Origin of the sequence: Acinetobacter seifertii (genome assembly GCF_000368065.1) — a bacterium.
Taxonomy (GTDB): domain Bacteria; phylum Pseudomonadota; class Gammaproteobacteria; order Pseudomonadales; family Moraxellaceae; genus Acinetobacter; species Acinetobacter seifertii.
In genome coordinates this window covers 26,095-46,626 of the sequence record NZ_KB851204.1, presented here as the reverse complement: position 1 = coordinate 46,626, position 20,532 = coordinate 26,095, and the positions used below count along the sequence as shown (strand labels likewise).

The following is a 20,532-nucleotide window of genomic DNA, read 5'->3' as shown; positions in this document are numbered from 1 at the left end:
GTTTCGTGTTAGGCCTTAGAAACTAAAGTTTACACCTACAGTAAAATTACGTCCGACTTGTGGAACATTTGCGAGGAAAGACTCATGCTGATAAATTTTACTATCTAACAAGTTATTGGCATTCAAGAACACTCGATAATCGCCAATATTGCTATATTTACCATTATATCCAACACCCAAGTTCAACATGTTATAGCTCTGACCTTTGGTTTCATAATTCGCAATATCATCTTGTTTAAATACATGATAATACTCGGCAGAACCATCCCAACCATCACCAAAATCGGCTTTGACTTTAGTCCCTAAACGTCCACCAGGAATACGCGGTGCATTTTCATTATCAATTTTGCCACGGACATAGTCACCAAATAATCCTAAATTATATACAGGCGAAATTTGATAGCTTAGGTCAGCATCGACACCATAAAATTTTGCTGCATCTTGACTATATTCAATGAGGCGGAATCCTTGGAACTCATCTAAGGTATTGGCATAAATAAAATTATCAAAACGGTTGTGGAAAACGCTTACATTGTATTTCAAAAGGTCATTATCAAAGTGCAAACCCAACTCAACATTATTTGAGCGTTCTTTCTTCAAGTCATCATTACCCAACTCATAGGTATTGGTCGCCATATGTACACCATCTGAATACAACTCTTGGGCAAATGGTAATCGCTCTTGATGTGACGTTGTGAAGGACAATTTGTATTGTGGAACAAATTCCCAGCTTGCAGTACCAGCAACCGAATATCCAGTACCCGTGTAATTCTTTTGATCTGACTCAATGTCGATAGTTTGGTGGTCAACACGTGAAGAAACTGCAAGATTGACGTTATTGATTTGTTTTTGTTGCAAACCAAATACACTATAACGTTGGGTTTTACTTGGGTCCATAATCGACTCATCACCAACAATATTTAGTTTTTGTTGGGTATATTGCGCGCCAATCTGCCCTGTCCAACCAGCCCAAGCATTATTTTCTAATGTAACTCGGCTGTCTACACCTTTGCTTTTAAAAGTTGTTCCTACCTCACTACCATGCATTTCTTCATGCTGATAATCTGTATAGCTTGCTTGCGCTGCAACTTTAGCAAAACCTGCAAATGGATCTTTTAACTCACCTTTTAAGTCATAACGCTTTTCTTTGAGATTAATCCATGAAGCATCATGTTCGTGATCATGCCCATGATCGGTTGGATCATCTGAACCACACACAAGATGCAAGCCATCACGCTCACATGAACCAAAAAGCTCATTCTCAGCAGGAATGCCATATTGATCATGACGTTGACTAAATGATGCACCGATAAAGCCGCGGTCTCCAATCCAAGACAGTCCAGCGTTATAATTTTTAGAATCGGCAAAAGTGCTATCTTGACGACGCTCGTCTGTTTGCAAATCTTTAGGCAAGATATAGTCATTCGCATCGCGCTTTAAACCACCAACACGTAGCGCAACATGGTCGCCTAAACCAACTGTTGTTTGCCCCGAATAAAGCAACTCGTCACTACCCGAGTTATAGCGAACACCGGCTTTACCTTGGTAACCCTTATCTGGCATAGCTGTTGGAATTTTTTCATCAACAACATTTACCAGTCCCCCAACTGAACCTGCACCATATAGTAAGGCTTCAGCACCATTTAATATCTGAATATCTTGGGCAGAGTTTGGATCGACAGTAACAGCATGGTCTGGCGATACAGATGAAACATCCATTACATCGCCACCATTTTGTACAATTTTGACGCGTGTACCATCTTGACCACGAATGACTGGTCGACTCACCCCACCTGTATATTGAGCCGAATAAACTCCAGCCTGACCATTTAAGGCATTACCAATACTTGTTGCCCCTTCCGCCAAAGACGTGTTGTTAACCGGTTCTGCCTTAACCTTAATTGTTGCCAATTCGGCAGGTTTCTCATCCTTAGTATTTGTATCATCCGCTGCCATCACTTGCTGAATGGAAAATGATAATAATGAAAGAACAAAAAGCTGTGTTTTGAGCTGCATAATGAATGACCCGTATTTTTTTGTTATATTATAACATTACAAACGTTTTGCAATAAAAAACATTAACCCAAGGTATGTTTCGTTAGACTCGTTGTTTTTGATGATGTGAGAAGCGTCCGTTTCCAATGCCTTTTACAATCTCTCATGCTGTTATTGCACCACCAATTGCCAAATTAAGCAGAAATAATCTACCTATTGCCGCCTTAGCGATTGGCAGTATGACACCTGATCTTTATCGCTTATTTACAGTTCAATCCAGCATGCTAACGCACCAATGGAAAGGTCTAATTTATCCCAACCTTGCATTAGGTCTTGTCTTTTGTGCAGTTTGGTATGTTTTATATAGGCCTGCGGTTTACCGTTTTTTTGGCATTCAACATGATTTGAAATTACACTCTATTAAACATTTTATATACTTTTTTATTGGAGTTGTATTCGCGCTCATTATCGGTATTGCCACTCATCTCATTTGGGATGGGCTCACCCATTCTGACTTTAGAACGTTTATCTTCCAAGATTTTTTATCCCAAACGGTTCACTTCTTTGGCCGCCCGTATCCTTTGCATCGCCTTCTTCAGCTCGGTTCTTCTGCACTGGCACTACCTTTTTTAGGCTGGATGAGTATTCATTACTATCACAAATATAAACAGCACTGGAAAATAAGCCGTAAAATTAAAATTTTTGCTTGGTTCCTGTTTACTTTATCTACACTTTTAGGCTTATTTTCTCTTTGGGATTATGCCCGTTACATTCCTCATGAAGTCTGGCACACCGACACCTATTATTTCACAGGTCGATCTATCAATGAGTTCATGCAAGGTTGGTTAAGTACTTTTAGTTTAGGATGCTTATTATTCTTGTTTTTAGATAGACAACAAAGAATGGGATGAATAGGTAAACTTGCTGCCAAATTGCTCATTTTTAGCTAAATTATAGCTGTTTTTTGATCTAGTTCTTGTCGCATGCCACTCAAAAGGGCATAATCGAAAACTTACTTTTTTGACGGTGCGCGGTTTACGCATCCGTCTTTTCAGCCAATATAGTTTGGATAATCTTCATCATGATGCGAACTCATTACTGCGGCTCTTTAACTGAAGCCCAAATCGACCAAACCGTTACATTATGCGGTTGGGTACACCGTCGCCGTGACCATGGCGGTGTTATTTTCCTTGATATGCGTGACCGTGATGGTCTCGTTCAAGTGGTTATTGACCCAGATACTCCAGAAGCATTTGCAACAGCAGATAAAGCACGTTCTGAATATGTATTAAAAATTACAGGTCGTGTTCGTCGCCGTTATGAAGGTACTGAAAATGCCAACATGGTGAGTGGTCAAATTGAAGTTTTGGGTAAAGACATCGAAGTTCTTGCCACTTCAGAAACACCTCCATTCCCTTTAAATGATGAAAATACCAATATTTCTGAAGAAATTCGTTTGAAATATCGTTTCTTGGATATTCGTCGTCCTGAAATGTTGGATCGTTTACGCTTCCGTTCTAAATTGACCAACCTTATTCGCAACTATTTCGAAGATAATGGTTTCTTAGACGTTGAAACACCTATTTTGACACGTGCAACCCCTGAAGGTGCACGTGACTACTTAGTACCAAGTCGTGTACAAAATGGTAGTTTCTATGCACTTCCACAATCACCACAATTATTCAAACAATTGTTGATGGTAGGTGGTATTGATCGTTACTACCAAATCGCGAAATGTTTCCGTGATGAAGACTTGCGTGCTGACCGTCAGCCAGAATTTACTCAAATCGACGTTGAAACATCGTTCATGAGTGACGATGAGATCATGGACTTAATGGAAGTCCTTACTGTGAAGATGTTCGATGAACTTCTTGGCGTTAAATTCGATAAATTCCAACGTATGACTTACGCAGATGCAATGCGTGACTATGCATCAGATAAACCTGATATGCGTATTCCGTTGAAACTCGTTGACGTTGCAGACTTAATGCAAGAAGTAGAGTTCAAAGTATTTGCTGGACCTGCAAAAGATCCTAAAGGTCGTATTGTTGCTTTACGCGTTCCTGGTGCAGCTTCATTGCCACGTAGCGCAATTGATGAATACACCAAATTCGTTGGCATCTATGGCGCAAAAGGTTTGGCTTACATCAAAGTTAATGAGCTCGCTAAAGGAATTGAAGGTCTTCAATCTCCAATCGTGAAATTCATTGAACCAATCGTACTTGAATTGTTGGAACGTGTTGGTGCTCAAGATGGCGATATCGTATTCTTCGGTGCTGATAAAGCTAAAGTTGTAAATGATGCAATGGGTGCTCTTCGTGTCAAGATTGGTCACGACTTGAATCTTGCAACTTGTGAGTGGGCTCCACTTTGGGTTGTTGACTTCCCAATGTTTGAAGAAACTGACGATGGCAAATGGACTTCTGTTCACCATCCATTCACTCTACCAAAATCAAGCGTAGAAGAAGTGAAGAACAATCCAGGTGAAGCACTTTCAGTTGCTTATGACATGGTATTGAACGGTACTGAAGTTGGTGGTGGTTCTCTACGTATTTATACACTAGAAATGCAAAAAGCGATTTTTGAAGCGCTTGGTATTTCTGATGAAGAAGCGGAAGAGAAATTCAGCTTCTTACTCAACGCACTTCGTTACGGTGCTCCTCCTCACGGTGGTCTGGCATTTGGTCTTGACCGTTTAGTAATGTTAATGACTGGCGCGACTTCTATTCGTGACGTTATTGCATTTCCTAAAACGAAAACTGCTGAATGTCCACTTACTCAAGCACCTGCTCCAGTTGAAGCTAACCAGCTTCGTGACTTGGGCATTCGTTTACGTGAAAAGCCAAAAGCTGAAGAATCTAAATAATTTTTAGATTTTAAATAAAAAACCCTGTTTAAGCAGGGTTTTTTATTGCGTGTTATGAAGCACATATTCAACTTACCTAAGGCGATACTTTGCGAATAGGCAGGTCAGTGGCATAATAGGCTGCTTTTTATTAAGAGGTCAGCTTTATGGCAATGCGCCCTGATGTACGTCGACACGCAATTGTGATTATCGTGTTCTCACTTGCACAATGGTTCTTTATGCGTTACATCCTTGCAAATGAACTCTTCAACATGACGACCAGTCAACGTATTTTGTATTTCTGCATCAGTAGTTTGGCTGGGGCATTGCTGATCTTTGTTGCCCTGATTTATATGGTACTCAAAGGCAATGCGGATAAAGAGTAATGCCAAAAAAGCTACTCGTCATTGGTAAACGTGGTGGCATATTGCAATGGTATGAAAGTATTCTTGCGGCTGCCCATCATAGCTCTGATTATGAAATTCAGGGCTTTGCCTTGAACCATAATAATACCACTGAGCGTTTCCTCAAAAAAATCTTGCCGAATAAAGATGTCTATACTGCGAATTTACTCAAAAAGAAGTTACAAGCATTCCAACCCGATGTCATACTCATTGCCGATCTTTTTTATTTTAATGATCATTTACTACAAGTTTTAGCTGATTTTCCATGCAAAAAAGCACATTGGATTGGCGACTTTTTTGATGAGCGCTTATTAAAATCTAAAGACGTCATTGATTTATATTGCTTTACTGATTCTAGCTTTATCGAAGATGCGAGAGCAATGGGACTAAATCATGCCATTTATCTGCCTCTTGCTTATAATCCAGATGTCTTCTTTTCTAGCAATGAACAAAAAGATGATCGTCTTTTATTTGTAGGCGCATGGTCGCCTGATCGACAAGAGCTCATTGAACAGATTCCCCTTCCCATCACTGTCTATGGGAAAGGATGGGATAAACTCAGCAAAACAAACAGTATTGTTCACCCTCACAATATTCCTTTGACCGAAGTTGCCGAACTCTACAGGACACATCGTTACATCTTGAATGTCATTAACAAGAAAAATATTCGTCAAGGTATGAATATGCGTTGTTTCGAAGCACCGGCTTGCGGTTGTATTTTGGTAAGCGAGTATGTTGAAGATCTCAATTATGCTTTTGACATCAAAAATGAAATTATTTCATTCGAGAATCCGCAAGAATTGCGATTGAAGTTAAAAGATCCAATAATCAGCGCTGAAGCAGCCATGTATAAAGTTCAACAGAGTCATACTTATAAAAATAGGTTAGAGACCGTCGTTGACTTATTGCTTCAAGCTTAAGTTTTAGCTTTTTTAATTTTGTATAGGCCACCCTCACGTGTTTGTTAGTGTTATTGTTCCAAGTTATAACCATGCCCAATATTTAGAAGACAGAATTGAGAGCATTCTTAACCAAAGCTATTCGCAATTTGAAGTGATTCTTTTAGATGATCTATCACCCGATCATAGTGCTGAAATTTTAGAGAAATACAAAAGCCATCCGAGAGTTTCACATTGCATTATTAATGAACAAAATTCAGGCTCAACATTTTGCCAATGGAACAAAGGCATGCATCTGGCAAAAGGCGATCTGATCTGGATTGCAGAGTCTGATGATGTTGCTGATCTACAGTTCTTAGAAAAATTAGTCCCTCATTTTGAAAAAAATCCTAAGCTTGTTCTTGCCTACAGCCAATCTCATCGAATGAATGTACAAGGTGAAGTCACAGGTTCATGGAAAGATTTTACTGATCAAGTTGATTCAAAATTATTTGAAAATGATTTTGAAATGAATGGTCTCGAATATATCGAAAGATTTTTAAATGCTCAAAACACCATTCCAAATGCCAGTGGTGTCATTTTTAAAAAACAGACTTATTTCGATGTAGGTGGAGCTAATCCGAGTTTACGCTTTATTGGTGATTGGGAAATTTGGGCAAAAATCGTATCGCAAGGTGACATCTTCTTTACGCATGAATGTTTAAATTATTTCCGCTACCACGACACCAGTGTTATTGCTCAAGCCAAAAAGAAAAAAGATCATTTTGAAGTAAGACGGCAAGTGATTTTGTTCCGCCAAAGTATGTCACAATTCTTAAAAGATTATTCGAAGACGCATCCAGAAGCGAGTAAGGCTTATCAAATTAACCAAAGATGTTTATCAAAAGAATTAAGAAAAAATGCCTCTTTAGCTATTCGTCGTCGTTATTATAATCGTATTATGCCAACCTGCATAACAGCGCTAGAGACTTTACCTTTCTATATTGCACCTATTTATATTCTAAAACTACTTATACAACTTATTTTATCAGTTTGCTTCGTTGCTCCTTATAAAACATTATTAAAGCAACCCAAATAAAAAGGAGGAGATTCCCTGCTCTTTTTTATTTTTTAAATTTATCCAGAATTTGATATATTGACTGATCAAGTTGGCGATTATTAAAAAATAAAATCTAAATGCTTAGTTTATTTTCCCAAAATAGTATTTAATTTTCGAGTCATCTCTCTCGTATGGTCTTGTACTTTTAATTTTTGGACAGCCTCAACAATTTGATGAGCATCTAAAAAATTTAATAAATATAACCAATGCTGTTGAGCTAAGGAGTTTAATTGTTGTTTGATAGCTACATCCTGTACTGCAACTTCATTATAAAGTACTAGCAATTTGCTTCCTGACATAATAACCTCTGCGACCATCGAAGTTGAGTCTGGGCTCGCTAAAATCCAATCAGCTGCTTTAATGTAGTCTTTAATATCACAACTTTGCCCTTGTGCAACCCATGTTAGCCAGTCATTTGCCTGAAAAATATCGTACTGTTCAGCAAGCTCTTGTAACTCTTTTTCAAAATTAACTGACGTTCTACGCGATGTCGTAACTAATAATCTCGCTGTTGGATATTGCTTTCGAATCTGCTGTAAAACAGTTGCCCATTGCGCGGCTTCACCAATTTTTACTGTTTTGGTGTCAGCACCAATCAAAATTGCAATCGCTTGCTCAGCATTTTGAATACCCAAATTTTCCCGTGCCTGCTCGCGTGTTAGAGGTGAAGCACTCATTTTATTCGGTGCAATTGGATAATAAAAATAATGAGGCGATAAGGCTTGTTGTTCATGAATGGTAAATACCACATCAAACAAGTTAGCGCTAATCCCCCGTAACGAACTCGCGACCAAATTTTTCACATTTTGATCTTTGTATAAATGTTGTTTGAGCAATAGATTAGGAAGTAGAGTGTTTCCCCCTGCCGATACAATATAAGCAACCTGTTTCTGCTCTAATGCTCTTAGGGTTTGGGTATCAAGAAAATAACGCAGCCACTGCGTATTTATTGAAAACTTGATCAGTAACTTCAGAACACGATACAACCATTTTTTAGGTAGATTTAATTGAACCCATTTGACCTGATACTCTTGCTGTTGATTCAGTAGTTGCACTATTCCTTGAGTTTGAGTTTCATGGCCTGCTTTACCATCGGTCAACGCTAGGATAAAAGGTTTTTGTTGTGCCATTAATCCATCATCCTATGGTGAAAGCAATGATTGATAAACTTGGACCGTATGATCAATCATTTTTGTAAAAGTCAATTGTTCTTGTGCCAGGGCATAAGCCTGTTTAAAACTTGCCTCAGGGGCTACCATATCCAAATAGTTTTGAATTACTTGTTGCAATGCTTCAATATTATTTGGCTCACATAGAAACTCAATAGGAATAAACTCAGCCATCATTCCGACATCAGTCCCTAACACAGGACGTTGAAGCAATAAACTTTCAGCAAGTGTATACGGCCCCCCTTCACGCAAGGACGACACAATCAAGGCCTCATGGTCTGTAATCAAAGGGTGAATATTGCCACTATACCCATATAAGTGAACCCGATCAGCTAATTGGTAGTCTTGAATCAATTGCTTTAGCTTCTCTCGTTCTTCACCATCACCAACAATAGTTAATTGGTGTGAAATGTTCCGCCAAGCAGCCAGTAAAAGATCGAAACCTTTCACTTCATTTAAACGCCCAATGGCAATAAATTTTCTATTTTTCACAAATGATTGAGCAGGCATATTCAAAGAAATGCCATTATAGACCACACTGAGTTTTTCTGGCTGCCCCACAAGCTGTGCAAGTCGCTTACTCACACAAATGATATGATCAAATGCTAAGTAACAATCAATCTTTTTCTTTGCACCATGAATAGTCACCACACAAGGGAAATCAAAACCTGCAATCATGCCTTGCAACAGTTTAGCCGTTTTAGAAGCATGAGCATGTAGTACTTGTGGTTCTGTCCCCAATATTGTTTTTTTAAGCAGATATTTCGTCCACGGGTTATAACGACTGCCACTCATATCAAAAGCAACAAAGTTCACCGAACTTTCCACCTGACTTTGATATTTCTGATGTGCAATTAGAGAAACTTCATGTTCTTGTGATAAACCAGCAACCAGCTCAAGTACATGCTTTTCTAGGCCACCTTCCTCATCACTTGCCATCATAAGCGTAATTTTCATGATTAACCCTCACGCTTACCCAGTTTTAAACGCAGCTTGACTGCAAATAAAGAATCTTTCCCGCTAACCTTAATACGCTGCAACTGCATAAAATCAGGCTGGATACCATCGATACCTTCACTTGTGGTTACCGCATTAAGATATCCTGCTTGTTTAACGAATTTGACATCTCGATCAGAATAAATACCGAATGGATAAGCAAAACTTGTTACAGTACGACCTGTTAACTCCTCTAACTGTTGCTTTGAATCTGTTAATTCTTTTAAACAACTTTCATCATCCAGTTTATTTAAATTGGCATGGGTTAATGTATGCGAACCAATTTCAATAAGCCCACTTTCTACAAGCTGTTTAACCTCTAAGTCATTCAGCTTTGGCTCACGCATTAACTCACCACTATTGTGGTGCTCTTTTTTATAAGTTGACCAATCTCGGTGATGCCGGTCTACCACAATATAAATTGTAGCTTTTGCCTGATATTTTTCTAAAACCGGATAAGCATTTTGCAAGTTATCCAAATACCCATCATCAAAAGTGATTGCAACAGTTTTAGCAGGATGTTTACCCCAATTTTCCTGTAGCTCTTGCATAGTTACGAAATGAAAACCTTTTGATTTCATCCATGCAATTTGCTTCTCAAACTCAATTGGTTTTACTCGAAGCTTATTAAATTTGGCACCATCAATATGATCTCTCACCATGTGGTACATCAAAACACGTGGCCTATTCCAGTTAATTGTGGGTTTCCACCAAGCATATTTATAGCTAAATAGCACAGTCAAAAGAACCAGTAAAATCAGTATATAAATCACAGTGCCAAACTCATTATTTTGCTAATAGATATGTTGCCACACGCTCTGCCTCTTTAAAAGGATGAGGTTGTGACAACTCTGCAATCGACATCTTCGTTGAAATTAAATTAGATTGAATCATTTTATCAATAGATAGAGTAATTCGATCTGGTTTCAAGCGATCTATTTCTATGACCCCAACCCTGCAACCTGCTGTAAGTGCCTCATAAATCATAGAAACACTATCTTCTGTTACCCACACCGCTTCTGCCTTTTGCATTTCTTCAAAAATCCAACCTTGAGGGGTTTGCTCAACCGGACATATCTGTAAATACTTGGCGAAGCTTTGCTGTCTTAAAATATCGATAAATTTCGCAGGGGTACGACGTGAGGTCGTTAAAATAATTTCAGAGTTTGGATTATGCTCAACTATTTGTTGAACACTCAATAATACTTTTTCTTGGTTCCATTGATGTCGTTTAGATGAACCACCCAATGCAATTAAAATTCTGGCTTTTTGATGGCGGTTTTCATTACGAATTGGATTGAGTGCACCACGTGTAACAATAACGCGGCTATTTGCTGGAATACCATCGTGCTCGGGAATTACGGCATAGTCAAACCAAGCAATCGGCAAATTCGGCTTCATTAAAATAACGGTCTTGGCCTTTATGAAAATTTTGCCTAGCAACCAGACACGAAAGTGCGTATGGCTCCCGACTCCAAATATAAAATCGGGTGCTTGTTCAAATAAAGTATTTTTTGAAGAGAAAAGCGCTTTGATTAGAGAAAAAATAGGCAAGTCATTAATAGAGACTTCTTCAAAAGTTGCATTTGCCTGTTGTCTCTGCATCGCCTGAAATAAACCCAAAGCCTGTGAGCGATGCCCTGCTTTACCATCAGAGACATAGACAATATGCATAAAAGCTCCCTAACCCAAAAATAAAAAGGCGAAACTAAAGTTCGCCTTTTTATGTTAACGGATTAACTTATTTTACGTAAGTTAACCAGTGTTCATATTTCGGATTTCTACCCTGAACTGCATCAAAGTAAGTTTTTTGGATTTCAGTGGTAATTGGACCACGAGTACCCGAACCAATTGGACGGTCATCATATTCACGAATTGGTGTTACTTCAGCAGCAGTACCTGTGAAGAATGCTTCGTCTGCGATATAGAATTCGTCACGTGTAATACGACGCTCAACAACTTGGTAACCAAGATCTCTAGCAATCGTCATTACAGTTTGACGTGTAATACCGTCAAGTGCACCACCAGCGATATCTGGAGTGTGTAAAACGCCATCTTTAATCAAGAATACGTTTTCACCAGAACCTTGGCATACATAACCTTGTGGGTCCATGAGCATTGCTTCATCGTAACCAGAGTGTGCAACTTCTTGGTGAGCAAGAATTGACAACGTGTAGTTACCAGATGCTTTTGCTTTACACATAGTCACGTTTGGATGATGGTGAGTAAATGATGAAGTTTTAACGCGAATACCTTTAGCCATCGCTTCATCACCAAGGTATGCACCCCACGCCCATGCAGCAACAGCGGCATGAATGGTGTTATTTGTTGCTGCAATACCTAGTTTCTCTGAACCGATCCAGATTAATGGGCGTAAATAGCAAGAAGCTAATTTATTTTCACGAACAACATCAATTTGTGCTTGTTCAAGCGTTGCTTGATCATACGGCACTTTCATTTGATAAATTTTTGCTGAATTTAACAAACGTTTTGTGTGGTCTTGAAGACGGAAAATGGCAGTACCTTTAGGCGTTTCATAAGCACGAACACCCTCAAATACGCCCATACTGTAGTGTAATGTATGGGTTAAAACGTGAATCTTTGCATCACGCCAATCAATCAATTTTCCATCTTGCCAAATAAAACCATCACGATCAGCCAAATTCATGGAACACTCCAAATTGTTATAAAATCATTCACTATCCAACTCAACCGAGGCGGTTGGGTCTATTAATCTTTGCCATAAATTGCAAACGACCGCACGGGTACTACGCCAGTCCGCTGCGCTGACTTGCATGGATTGATTTGCAAGGGCTAAGCGGTGGCTTTCGGCACGTTCACTAAGATAGGCTCGAATTAATGCTGTGGCATCTTCACTGGATAAGCAGTCTGCTTTAGCAGCATCTTCTAATATTCTTACATTATCAGAATAATGGGCGAGATCGGGTTTCGTCCCGCTCCATGCAAGTACAGCATACTGTGCCATAAATTCGATATCTACGATACCACCTGCGTCCTGTTTTAAATGAAAAATACCATGTTTTTTTTGTTCAGAAGACGAACCTAGGTGGTCTTTCATTTTCTGACGCATTTTCAACACTTCCTCACGAACATAAGCCTCATCTCTAGATTGAGTCAATATCTCGCGGCGAAATATTTCAAATTTTTGGCAAAGCGTTTCATCACCAGCGATAGAGCGTGCTCGAACGAGTGCTTGGTGCTCCCAAAGCCATGCACTTTTCAACTGATAATGTTCATAGGCTTTCAGACTGGTCACTAATAAACCAGCCTCACCAGAAGGTCTTAAGCGTGTATCAATTTCATAGACACGACCATCAAGCGTTTGAGTGGTCATGAGGGACATAAACTTTTGAGCAACACGCATGGCAAACTCAAAGCCACTAATAGCCTTAGTTCCATCGGTGTCAGCTTGTTCATCTAGATAATGGATAAAGACAAGATCTAAGTCAGAACCATAGCCCAGTTCAATGCCACCCACTTTGCCATAACCAATAACAGCAAAGGCTTTGTAGTCGAGTGAGCAGCGCTTTCCTTCAACATCCTTTGGGTAACCATGGCGCTTCGCCACAGTTTGATAAGCTAAATGTAGGGTTGCATTGACACTCACTTCAGCAATATCTGTCAAAGCATCAGATACCTTCATAAGAGGGCTTTCAGCTAATACATCACTTGCAGCAACCGTGAGTACATTGCTCTTTTTAAACAGGCGAAGTGCTCGCATTTGGTCTTCGACTTGATCAATTTCAATACGAAGCAACTGCTGACGTAATGAGTCTTCTAAATCCTTACGTTTTGGCAACTCAAAATCCATCGATAAAAACTCATCCAGCAGCACCGGATATTGCGTTAGTTCTTCACAAATCCACGGACTCACCGTCGCCATTTTCACTAAGCGTTGCAATGCCCCTTTACTTTCAATCAACATCACCAAATACACAGTTCGACGCATGACCGATTCAATGAGCGGCATTAAACGTAACAGTGCAGTTTGCGGTTGATCTGACTGCAAGATCGCTTCAATCAAGTGAGGCCAGAAAGTTTTTAAACGCTGCACCGCATTTGAAGGAAGTTTTTTAAGTGCATGCCCATGCCAAAATTCATGAATCAAATTTTTCGCATTATCATCTAGCACTTCATCTAGCTGTTGTTCTAACTGTCCAAAGTTCTCAGTTGCAGCATTAGAACTTGTATCCTCAATCAGTTGTTTAAATTGAACTTTAACTTTTTGACGTTTCTCGTCAAGAACATTAATAAATTCATTCCAGCTAACAAAACCCAATGTATCTATAATGCGTTGTCTTAGGTCAACTTCTTCTGGTAATAGCTGAGTTTGCTGGTCATTGAGCGCTTGAATTGCATGTTCAACACGACGTAAAAACAAGTAAGCATCTTTAAGCTCGAATACCGCCTGCTTTTCTAACAAGCCTGCTTCGCCAATATGCTCTAGACTGACTAAGCACTGACGATCTTGTAACTCGCGTTTAGATCCGCCGTAAATAAGCTGGAAGACCTGAACAATAAACTCAATTTCGCGAATCCCCCCCGCCCCGAGCTTAATATCATCTTCAATATGTCGGCGCAGGACTTCACGCTCAATCATGGCTTTCATATCACGCATAGCGGCAAAAGCGGTGTAATCGACATAACGGCGGAATACAAAAGGACGTGTCATCTCTAACAAGTCTTGTCCTTCTTTGCCACCAGTCACAACACGGGCTTTAATCCACGCATAGCGTTCCCACTCACGACCATGCTGACTTAAATATTTTTCTAAAGCGGCATGACTAATCGCTAAGGCAGAGCCATCGCCCCAAGGACGTAAGCGCATATCAACTCGAAACACAAAACCATCGGCAGTAATGTGTTCAAGTAAATAAATAAGTTTTTGTCCCCATAAAATACAGAACTGCTGTACATCTATGCATTTTCGGCCATTGGTTTCACCTTGTTCATCAAAGGCAAAAATCAGGTCAATATCACTCGATAAGTTAAGCTCTTGCGCCCCAAGCTTCCCCATGGCAACCACAATTAAATCTTGAACTTTGCCAGAGTAGCCCACAGGTTCACCATGTTTCGCCACAAGTGCAACACGTGCAAAGTCTTTTGCTGCACAAATACTGGCATCAGCAAAGTCAGAAAGTTCACGAGTGAGTGTCACAACATCGGTAAGCTGATTGGCATCCTGCCAAATCCAACGAAACATTAAACGACTACGTAAAATGCGTAATACACGCATCCAAGATATTTCGTCAGCAATTCCATTTAATGTAGTTTGGACAAATTGATAAATCTGTTCGGTCGAGAGCGGTGCAGCAAATTGATCTATTTGATAATCTTGTTCTAAAACAGCTTGATGCAAACCTAAAACTTGTTCAGCGTACTGACTAGCACGCAATGTTTTTTGTAACTGCTCCGCATTCATATAAAAAGCTCTTTTCCTCGTACTCTCTTTTTAGTTATAGCAGTTCGAGTAGTGGTAGGAAAAGGGATTAGACTAATTTTGCTTCTGGTGAAGAATGATGTTCGGTCAGTGCGTCATGACTTTCTTGAGCTGAAGGTAGTAAAACCTTAAATGTTGTTCCTACGCCCTCTTTGGAACCAACATTAATTTGCCCTTGGTTAATTTCAATAAAACGCTTACAAAGGCTTAAACCTAGACCAGCGCCTTTCTCGCCTGCCGTACCTTTAAAGCTGGCTGTAATACGTGGATGGAACAAATTTTTGATTTGTTGCTCTGTCATACCCAAACCGGTGTCTCGAACTGTTATTTCTATATTTTTATCAGCTTGTCTAGCTTCTATAAAAACTTTGCCTGAGCCATCAATATCGGTAAATTTCAACGCGTTTGATACCAAGTTTTGAATCACAGAAGTCATCATATTAATATCAGCATAGATATTTAAATCTTCTGGAACATCATTCACTAGTTCAATATTTTTCTTTATCGCTAAGGTACGCAGTACATCACAAACAATATTACTCACTTGTCTCAGCTTAAAGTTAATTGGATGATAAACAAAACGCCCGCCCTCTGCCATGGCCCATGTCAGTAAACTTTCAAGCAAGTTATAGGTCGATTGCGAGGTTTCATATAAATAATCTGCAATATTTTGAATACTAGATTCATCTAAAGTCTCGCGCTCTTTGGCAAGTACCTCGGAAAAACCAAGTAACCCATGAAATGGCGCACGTAAGTCATGCGAAATAATCGAGAAAAATTTTGTTTTACTTGAATTAATTGCCACCTGTTGTTCGTAAAGTTCGTTTAACTCTTCATAGTTAAACTTCAACTCAACCTGTTGCATAAACGTAGAACAATAATCGAGCAGCAATTGAATATCATCATCTTCAAAGGTAGCTGCATCATCATCAAAAAAGACAGCAAAGCCCATCGAAGTCTTATCAGGATGTAAAAGATGTACAGCCAATGCCCTACTGCACTCGATGTTTAGTTCTTTTAAATAGTTGGTCAAGTTTTGATAGGAAGGATGCAGATGATTAATGATCTGTTGTTTAGCAAAGCACTGTTTCAAATGCTTCGAAGGCTTAAACGAAATTGCAGTTATACCTTCAGGGCAACGGTGCCAAAAGTAAGGTTCCTGATTAAAAGTTAATAAGGCTTTTTGACACTTCAACAGACGAAGACTAAATCGGAAAAATTGCTCGATATAGTTCTGCTCGGCATTTAATCCAAGTAATAGTGATATTCTACAAGCACTTAACTGCTCGATCTGATGTAGTTCTAAACGCTGGAATGTCATTTGCCCGCCTCACAGATTTTGTCGTTGTTGGTCGGAACCGCTTTCAAGAAATGTACTTATAATCATTATGATCTAATACAAACTTTAACACAGTACATAAAAAGAGCAACGTTCTTTTCAAAATAGAAATGTGAAGTTTCAGTTAAAGGTTTTCAGATACATAAAGTAGGTAGTTTTTAGGAAAATACAACAAATGTTTGAAGGTAGAGAGTTGTAAGATGTTAGAAATGCGAGTTCAGAATACTCGTAAAAGATGGTCAAAAAATATTAGTTAAATAAGAGTTCTGAAAGCCAGAACAAATAAGATTAGATTACTACTGAACACTCAACAAAAAGCGCGAATACAAAGTCTAATGCCCGCTCTTACATAAAAGGCTCACAGACCTTCAGACAAAAAATATCACTTATTAAGCAGCAGATTGTCTGCCTTTCTGAAACGAGCTACCAAACTCGACCACCATGTGGATTGTAAATGTAAAGTAGCTTAGATACTTTGAAGGATCAATATTCACTTAGACTTTATTTTTAAAAATATCTTTTAGTACCTGCAATGTATTATTGGTATTGTTAGAATTAATTCGTTCTTTTTCTATTTCAATTGTTGATTGATCTTTCTCCAGAATAAAATTTCGTTCAGTTTTTACAAGCTGTTCAACTACACTATTAATAAGCTTATAATTATTAATTGCTAGTGATGTTTGTAAGGACAAATATTTTGCTTCTAAATTTGTCAACTCATTTTGATAGTACTTAATATCTTCAAGACTCTTTCTATATAAATTTAAAAAGAAATAAGCAAAAACTTCTATTAATACAACAAACAAAAATCTTGGAATCATTTTTGTTATTACGTCATTAAAATCACCAACACTAACAAAATTAAAAACTGAAATACCAAGGACAACAATTCCACTTATACTTAAAAACATACCAATTAGAAGGTTTAGATTACCCCTTCTAGATAAACTATCTTTTTCAATATTGATTCTTTGAACTGATTCATAAGAATATTTTAGAATAAGTTTCCATAGATTGTCTTTTTTATGTTGATCATCATCATTTGCTAAACTTTCAACTAAGATATTATTGAAAGCTGTTCGTTCTATTTCTTGCAATCGTTCTTCAAGTTCATAAACCTTAAAATCTAATTTTTCAGCATTTTCTGCTCTTATTTCATATTTATAAAAGTTTAGATAATTTAATAGTAATGGTGTAATTATTGCAGCTATAAAAACTCCCAGAAATGGTATAAGTGTTCTAAATGCCGTTATTGAACCGTACCGGGTTTGTCGGAGACCACTTTTCTTGAGAGAATGTCCCGATGAAAAAAGTAAAATACACCCCTGAAATCAGAGATAGAGCGGTTCAATTATTGATTGAATCCGAAAAAGATTATCCTTCTACTTGGGCTGCAATCACAGCAATTGCTCCCAAGATTGGCTGTACTCCTGAAACACTACGTTCCTGGCATCAGAAGCATTTGAATCAACAGAATCCAATTAAAGTACAGCAGCTTTCAGACCAAGAACGCATTAAACAACTTGAACGCGAAAATAAAGAACTGCAGCGAGCCAATGAAATTCTACGTAAAGCAGCTGCTTTTTTCGCCCAGGCGGAGCTCGACCGCCCACACAAATAATGGTGGATTTCATTCATAACCATAAAGACCTATACGGTGTTGAGGCGATTTGTAGAATTCTACCAATCGCAACTTCAACCTATTATCGAACTTTAGATCTTGCGGACAATCCAGAACATCGAGCGAAAAGAGATCTACATGACCTGCATCATGCTGAACAAATTAAACGAATTTGGCAGGAAAGTTCAGGTCGGTATGGTGTACGTAAAGTCTGGCAAAAACTGAAACGGGAAGGTTATATTGTTGCGCGCTGTACAGTTGCTCGATTGATGCAACAGCTAGGAATACAAGGTGTTTGGCGTGGTAAGAACAAACAAACGACACGTAGCAGAGATGATCAAAAACGAGCAGCCGACTTGGTGAAACGGAATTTTAGTGCTGATCATCCAGATCAGCTGTGGGTCGCAGACTTCACATATATTCAAACCCATTCAGGCTGGGTGTATACCGCCTTTATGATTGATGTTTTCTCACGGGCAATTGTTGGCTGGAAAGTATCAACACGGATGAATACAGACATGGTCCTTGATGCACTGGAACAAGCGTTACATGCTCGCGGTATGCCAAAGAATGTAATTCATCATTCCGACAGAGGCGTGCAATACCTTTCTATTCGTTACACCCATCGTTTGGAAGCAGCAAATTTACGAGCATCAGTCGGTACAACTGGTGATTCATACGATAATGCTTTGGCTGAAACGGTGAATGGCTTATACAAAACAGAGGTGATTGAATATTTAAAAGCAGATTGGCAAGGTTTAGCAGATGTACAACTTGCGACACTAAACTGGGTAGATTGGTTCAATAAAAAGCGTGTACACAGTGCACTGGGTTATGTATCGCCTTTTGAGTTTGAAGCAATGTACTATGATAAGATTAACCCGTTAGGTCAGGTGGCCTAACTTAAATAAAAAAGTCTCCGACAAACCCGGTACGGTTCATATATAAACAACAAAATCATCAAAATAATAAAGTCCTGCTAAGTAGAGTGAAATTCCTAACGTACCAACAGTCCCTATCAACAGTAAATTTCTCCCACCATTTTTAAAGATATTTTCAAAGATATCAAATAACATTTTCACTCCGGATTAATTAATATATTTTTATGTATTTTACACACTAGTAAATTAATTTTAACTTGGTTTTTCTTCATGTATTTCACTAATTTTTTTTATTTAACAATCGAGTTCCCACCCCACTGATTGTAGTTTCCATGTTGTAATGAATGCATAAGAATGTTATCTCTCGTGATTGTGAGTAATGGATACTAAGTTACTAAAAATTCATAGACTTTAAACCTATGGTTGCATAAAATATTCACAAATGAATAAATCAAATTTTTAGAGATTGTTTTGCTATGGATAATATTTTTCTATTTGATGAGAAAAAGTTGACTGAAGCAACAATTTTCTTTTTGCTTCAATCAGATAAGCACAGTATTAATATACTAAAACTCATGAAGTTACTGTACCTTTCAGAACGTAAATCTTTTGAAATGTTTCATACTCCAATGATCGGAGATAGCCTTGTTTCAATGAATAAGGGTCCAGTTCTTTCTATGACTTTAGATAGAATCAAACATGGTAGTCGTAAAAAAACTTATTGGGATAAATTTATTTCCGATAGAGCAAACAATAATATCGCTCTAAAACAAGATGTAACCATTCAATCCGACGATGATCTTCTAGAATTAAGTGACAATGATATAACCGTTTTAAAACAAATCTGGTTTGAATTTGGAAATAAGAGTCAGTGGGAGTTGGTTGATTATACTCATGATTATTGTCCTGAATGGCGTAATCCAGGCTCTACAATGTACCCTATTGAATATAAAGACTTATTCAAGGCATTAGGTTTTTCAGAAGAGTTATCAAAAGAAATTATTGAACAGCTTGAGTCTCAAGCATATATCAATCAATCTGTTCAAATGGTCAATAATCACTAGGAAAGTGTTGAATGTCTGAGTGGAAAGCTGAAGCAGGTGATGCATTTTTTTGTCAGGCTGGACCAAAAGAGCATTTGTTTGTTGTATTGTTCGATCCTGATACTTATCCAAATGAAGGATATGGAAAAAGGCTCTGCATCGTTTCAGTTAATTTCACTTCTGTAACAATCGAAAAGAAAATTGATCCTGCTTGCATTATTGAAGCTGGAGAACATCCATTCATTCAGCATCAAAGTTTCGTACTATATGAAAGAATCCAAATTATGGATCATCAGCATGTCTGCAATTGCGTGAATACTGGTGTATATAGACCAGCAACTAAAGTATCTGTTGAATTACTTGATCGTATTATTTGTGGTATTCAGGACTCATCATTCACCCCAAGAAAATTTAAAAAACTATTAAAATAGTATTATTAAACTTTTGGATTTACCTCTTCAAAAGATTTCAATCCTATAATTCTATCCCTTGCCCATTCATTTATTGTATTTTGAATACGGCTCTGCTCTGGAATGATTTTGTTATACCAATCTGCTTCCTTCCCTGGCATCTTTAATTGAACCAAAGCCTTTAGCAAATTAAAAACTAATCCAACAAAAAACCCCTAAACCGTTAGTTTAGAGGTTTTCGTAGAATCTTACGATTCTGAATATGGTCCCGAGGGTCGGACTCGAACCGACACGTCATCTCTGACAGCGGATTTTGAGTCCGCCGCGTCTACCAATTTCACCACCTCGGGAGAGGAAGTATGTTTGTGTT

18 protein-coding genes, 1 tRNA gene and 1 other annotated feature are annotated in these 20,532 nt (G+C 38.4%); of the genes, 8 read left to right on the top strand and 11 right to left on the bottom strand.

What is annotated here, in order from left to right; translation table 11 throughout:
* Positions 1-15 precede the first annotated feature (15 nt).
* Positions 16-2,016 carry a zinc piracy TonB-dependent receptor ZnuD gene (znuD, locus tag F985_RS22795; RefSeq protein ID WP_004705681.1) on the bottom strand — a complete coding sequence of 667 codons (2,001 nt, stop codon included), beginning with the start codon at positions 2,014-2,016 and terminating at the stop codon, positions 16-18.
* Positions 2,017-2,141: 125 nt separating this feature from the next.
* On the opposite strand from znuD, the gene F985_RS22790 reads away from it, so the two are divergent.
* The 5 genes from F985_RS22790 to F985_RS22770 all read left to right on the top strand — a co-directional run bounded on the left by F985_RS22790 (position 2,142) and on the right by F985_RS22770 (position 7,221).
* The gene (locus tag F985_RS22790) at positions 2,142-2,906 is read left to right on the top strand and encodes a DUF4184 family protein (protein ID WP_004705680.1); all 765 of its coding nucleotides are present in this window, start codon (positions 2,142-2,144) and stop codon (positions 2,904-2,906) included.
* A gap of 170 nt (positions 2,907-3,076) precedes the next feature.
* Positions 3,077-4,861 (top strand): aspartate--tRNA ligase, encoded by a 1,785-nt coding sequence (gene aspS / locus F985_RS22785; RefSeq protein WP_004705679.1) that lies wholly within the window; start codon positions 3,077-3,079, stop codon positions 4,859-4,861.
* A 146-nt stretch (positions 4,862-5,007) separates the two neighbouring features.
* Complete coding sequence (locus F985_RS22780) at positions 5,008-5,226, top strand: hypothetical protein (RefSeq protein WP_004705678.1); 219 nt, start codon at positions 5,008-5,010, stop codon at positions 5,224-5,226.
* Positions 5,226-6,164, top strand: coding sequence for a CgeB family protein (locus F985_RS22775; RefSeq protein ID WP_004705676.1), 939 nt, complete (start codon positions 5,226-5,228; stop codon positions 6,162-6,164). The genes F985_RS22780 and F985_RS22775 overlap by 1 nt, the downstream gene beginning before the upstream one ends.
* Positions 6,165-6,201: 37 nt before the next feature.
* Positions 6,202-7,221, top strand: coding sequence for a glycosyltransferase family 2 protein (locus tag F985_RS22770; protein WP_004705675.1), 1,020 nt, complete (start codon positions 6,202-6,204; stop codon positions 7,219-7,221).
* 107 nt (positions 7,222-7,328) lie between these two features.
* Here the strand turns inward: F985_RS22770 and F985_RS22765 are convergent, their stop codons facing one another.
* The 8 genes from F985_RS22765 to F985_RS0104810 form a co-directional block, all read right to left on the bottom strand.
* Positions 7,329-8,372: an ELM1/GtrOC1 family putative glycosyltransferase gene (locus F985_RS22765; RefSeq protein WP_004705674.1), complete on the bottom strand. Its 1,044-nt coding sequence runs from the start codon at positions 8,370-8,372 to the stop codon at positions 7,329-7,331.
* Positions 8,373-8,384: 12 nt separating this feature from the next.
* Positions 8,385-9,368 carry a glycosyltransferase gene (locus F985_RS22760; protein WP_004705673.1) on the bottom strand — a complete coding sequence of 328 codons (984 nt, stop codon included), beginning with the start codon at positions 9,366-9,368 and terminating at the stop codon, positions 8,385-8,387.
* Between the two features lie 2 nt (positions 9,369-9,370).
* Positions 9,371-10,180, bottom strand: coding sequence for a polysaccharide deacetylase family protein (locus F985_RS22755; protein ID WP_004705672.1), 810 nt, complete (start codon positions 10,178-10,180; stop codon positions 9,371-9,373).
* Between the two features lie 13 nt (positions 10,181-10,193).
* Positions 10,194-11,081 carry a mitochondrial fission ELM1 family protein gene (locus tag F985_RS22750; protein ID WP_004705671.1) on the bottom strand — a complete coding sequence of 296 codons (888 nt, stop codon included), beginning with the start codon at positions 11,079-11,081 and terminating at the stop codon, positions 10,194-10,196.
* Between the two features lie 67 nt (positions 11,082-11,148).
* Positions 11,149-12,075 (bottom strand): branched-chain amino acid transaminase, encoded by a 927-nt coding sequence (locus tag F985_RS22745; RefSeq protein WP_004705670.1) that lies wholly within the window; start codon positions 12,073-12,075, stop codon positions 11,149-11,151.
* Between the two features lie 24 nt (positions 12,076-12,099).
* A complete protein-coding gene (gene glnE / locus F985_RS22740; RefSeq protein WP_004705669.1) occupies positions 12,100-14,850 on the bottom strand; it encodes a bifunctional [glutamate--ammonia ligase]-adenylyl-L-tyrosine phosphorylase/[glutamate--ammonia-ligase] adenylyltransferase in 2,751 nt (916 codons plus the stop codon).
* A gap of 67 nt (positions 14,851-14,917) precedes the next feature.
* Positions 14,918-16,189 carry a sensor histidine kinase gene (locus F985_RS22735; RefSeq protein ID WP_004705668.1) on the bottom strand — a complete coding sequence of 424 codons (1,272 nt, stop codon included), beginning with the start codon at positions 16,187-16,189 and terminating at the stop codon, positions 14,918-14,920.
* Positions 16,190-16,701: 512 nt separating this feature from the next.
* Positions 16,702-17,304, bottom strand: a complete 603-nt coding sequence (locus F985_RS0104810; RefSeq protein WP_004705667.1) for a hypothetical protein — start codon at positions 17,302-17,304, stop codon at positions 16,702-16,704.
* Positions 17,305-17,510: 206 nt separating this feature from the next.
* Between F985_RS0104810 and F985_RS22725 the strand changes: the two genes are divergently transcribed.
* The 3 genes from F985_RS22725 to F985_RS22715 all read left to right on the top strand — a co-directional run bounded on the left by F985_RS22725 (position 17,511) and on the right by F985_RS22715 (position 20,183).
* Positions 17,511-18,730, top strand: a protein-coding gene (locus F985_RS22725; protein ID WP_085945696.1) for an IS3 family transposase whose coding sequence is annotated in 2 segments (ribosomal slippage) — positions 17,511-17,787 and positions 17,787-18,730 — 1,221 coding nt in all. Because the reading frame shifts where the segments join, the coding sequence is not laid out codon by codon here.
* Positions 17,786-17,902: a sequence feature (AL1L pseudoknot), on the top strand. It overlaps the preceding gene by 117 nt.
* A 455-nt stretch (positions 18,731-19,185) precedes the next feature.
* A complete protein-coding gene (locus F985_RS22720) occupies positions 19,186-19,773 on the top strand; it encodes a Panacea domain-containing protein (RefSeq protein WP_004705665.1) in 588 nt (195 codons plus the stop codon).
* Positions 19,774-19,784: 11 nt separating this feature from the next.
* On the top strand, positions 19,785-20,183 hold the full coding sequence (locus F985_RS22715; RefSeq protein ID WP_004705664.1) for a hypothetical protein: 399 nt from the start codon (positions 19,785-19,787) through the stop codon (positions 20,181-20,183).
* A 5-nt stretch (positions 20,184-20,188) separates the two neighbouring features.
* On the opposite strand, the gene F985_RS26255 is transcribed toward F985_RS22715, so the two are convergent.
* Both F985_RS26255 and F985_RS22710 read right to left on the bottom strand, forming a co-directional pair.
* Positions 20,189-20,323 carry a hypothetical protein gene (locus F985_RS26255; RefSeq protein WP_265596897.1) on the bottom strand — a complete coding sequence of 45 codons (135 nt, stop codon included), beginning with the start codon at positions 20,321-20,323 and terminating at the stop codon, positions 20,189-20,191.
* Positions 20,324-20,425: 102 nt separating this feature from the next.
* Positions 20,426-20,512 (bottom strand) — tRNA-Leu (locus tag F985_RS22710).
* Between the last annotated feature and the right edge of the window lie 20 nt (positions 20,513-20,532).

Coding starts and splice junctions, on each gene's coding strand:
- glnE (WP_004705669.1), bottom strand. CDS start 14,850: ATGAATGCGGAGCAGTTACAAAAAACATTGCGTGCTAGTCAGTACGCT.
- F985_RS22720 (WP_004705665.1), top strand. CDS start 19,186: ATGGATAATATTTTTCTATTTGATGAGAAAAAGTTGACTGAAGCAACA.
- F985_RS22750 (WP_004705671.1), bottom strand. CDS start 11,081: ATGCATATTGTCTATGTCTCTGATGGTAAAGCAGGGCATCGCTCACAG.
- F985_RS22735 (WP_004705668.1), bottom strand. CDS start 16,189: ATGACATTCCAGCGTTTAGAACTACATCAGATCGAGCAGTTAAGTGCT.
- F985_RS22775 (WP_004705676.1), top strand. CDS start 5,226: ATGCCAAAAAAGCTACTCGTCATTGGTAAACGTGGTGGCATATTGCAA.
- F985_RS22715 (WP_004705664.1), top strand. CDS start 19,785: ATGTCTGAGTGGAAAGCTGAAGCAGGTGATGCATTTTTTTGTCAGGCT.
- znuD (WP_004705681.1), bottom strand. CDS start 2,016: ATGCAGCTCAAAACACAGCTTTTTGTTCTTTCATTATTATCATTTTCC.
- F985_RS22760 (WP_004705673.1), bottom strand. CDS start 9,368: ATGAAAATTACGCTTATGATGGCAAGTGATGAGGAAGGTGGCCTAGAA.
- F985_RS22745 (WP_004705670.1), bottom strand. CDS start 12,075: ATGAATTTGGCTGATCGTGATGGTTTTATTTGGCAAGATGGAAAATTG.
- F985_RS22780 (WP_004705678.1), top strand. CDS start 5,008: ATGGCAATGCGCCCTGATGTACGTCGACACGCAATTGTGATTATCGTG.
- F985_RS26255 (WP_265596897.1), bottom strand. CDS start 20,323: ATGCCAGGGAAGGAAGCAGATTGGTATAACAAAATCATTCCAGAGCAG.
- F985_RS22765 (WP_004705674.1), bottom strand. CDS start 8,372: ATGGCACAACAAAAACCTTTTATCCTAGCGTTGACCGATGGTAAAGCA.
- aspS (WP_004705679.1), top strand. CDS start 3,077: ATGATGCGAACTCATTACTGCGGCTCTTTAACTGAAGCCCAAATCGAC.
- F985_RS22790 (WP_004705680.1), top strand. CDS start 2,142: ATGCCTTTTACAATCTCTCATGCTGTTATTGCACCACCAATTGCCAAA.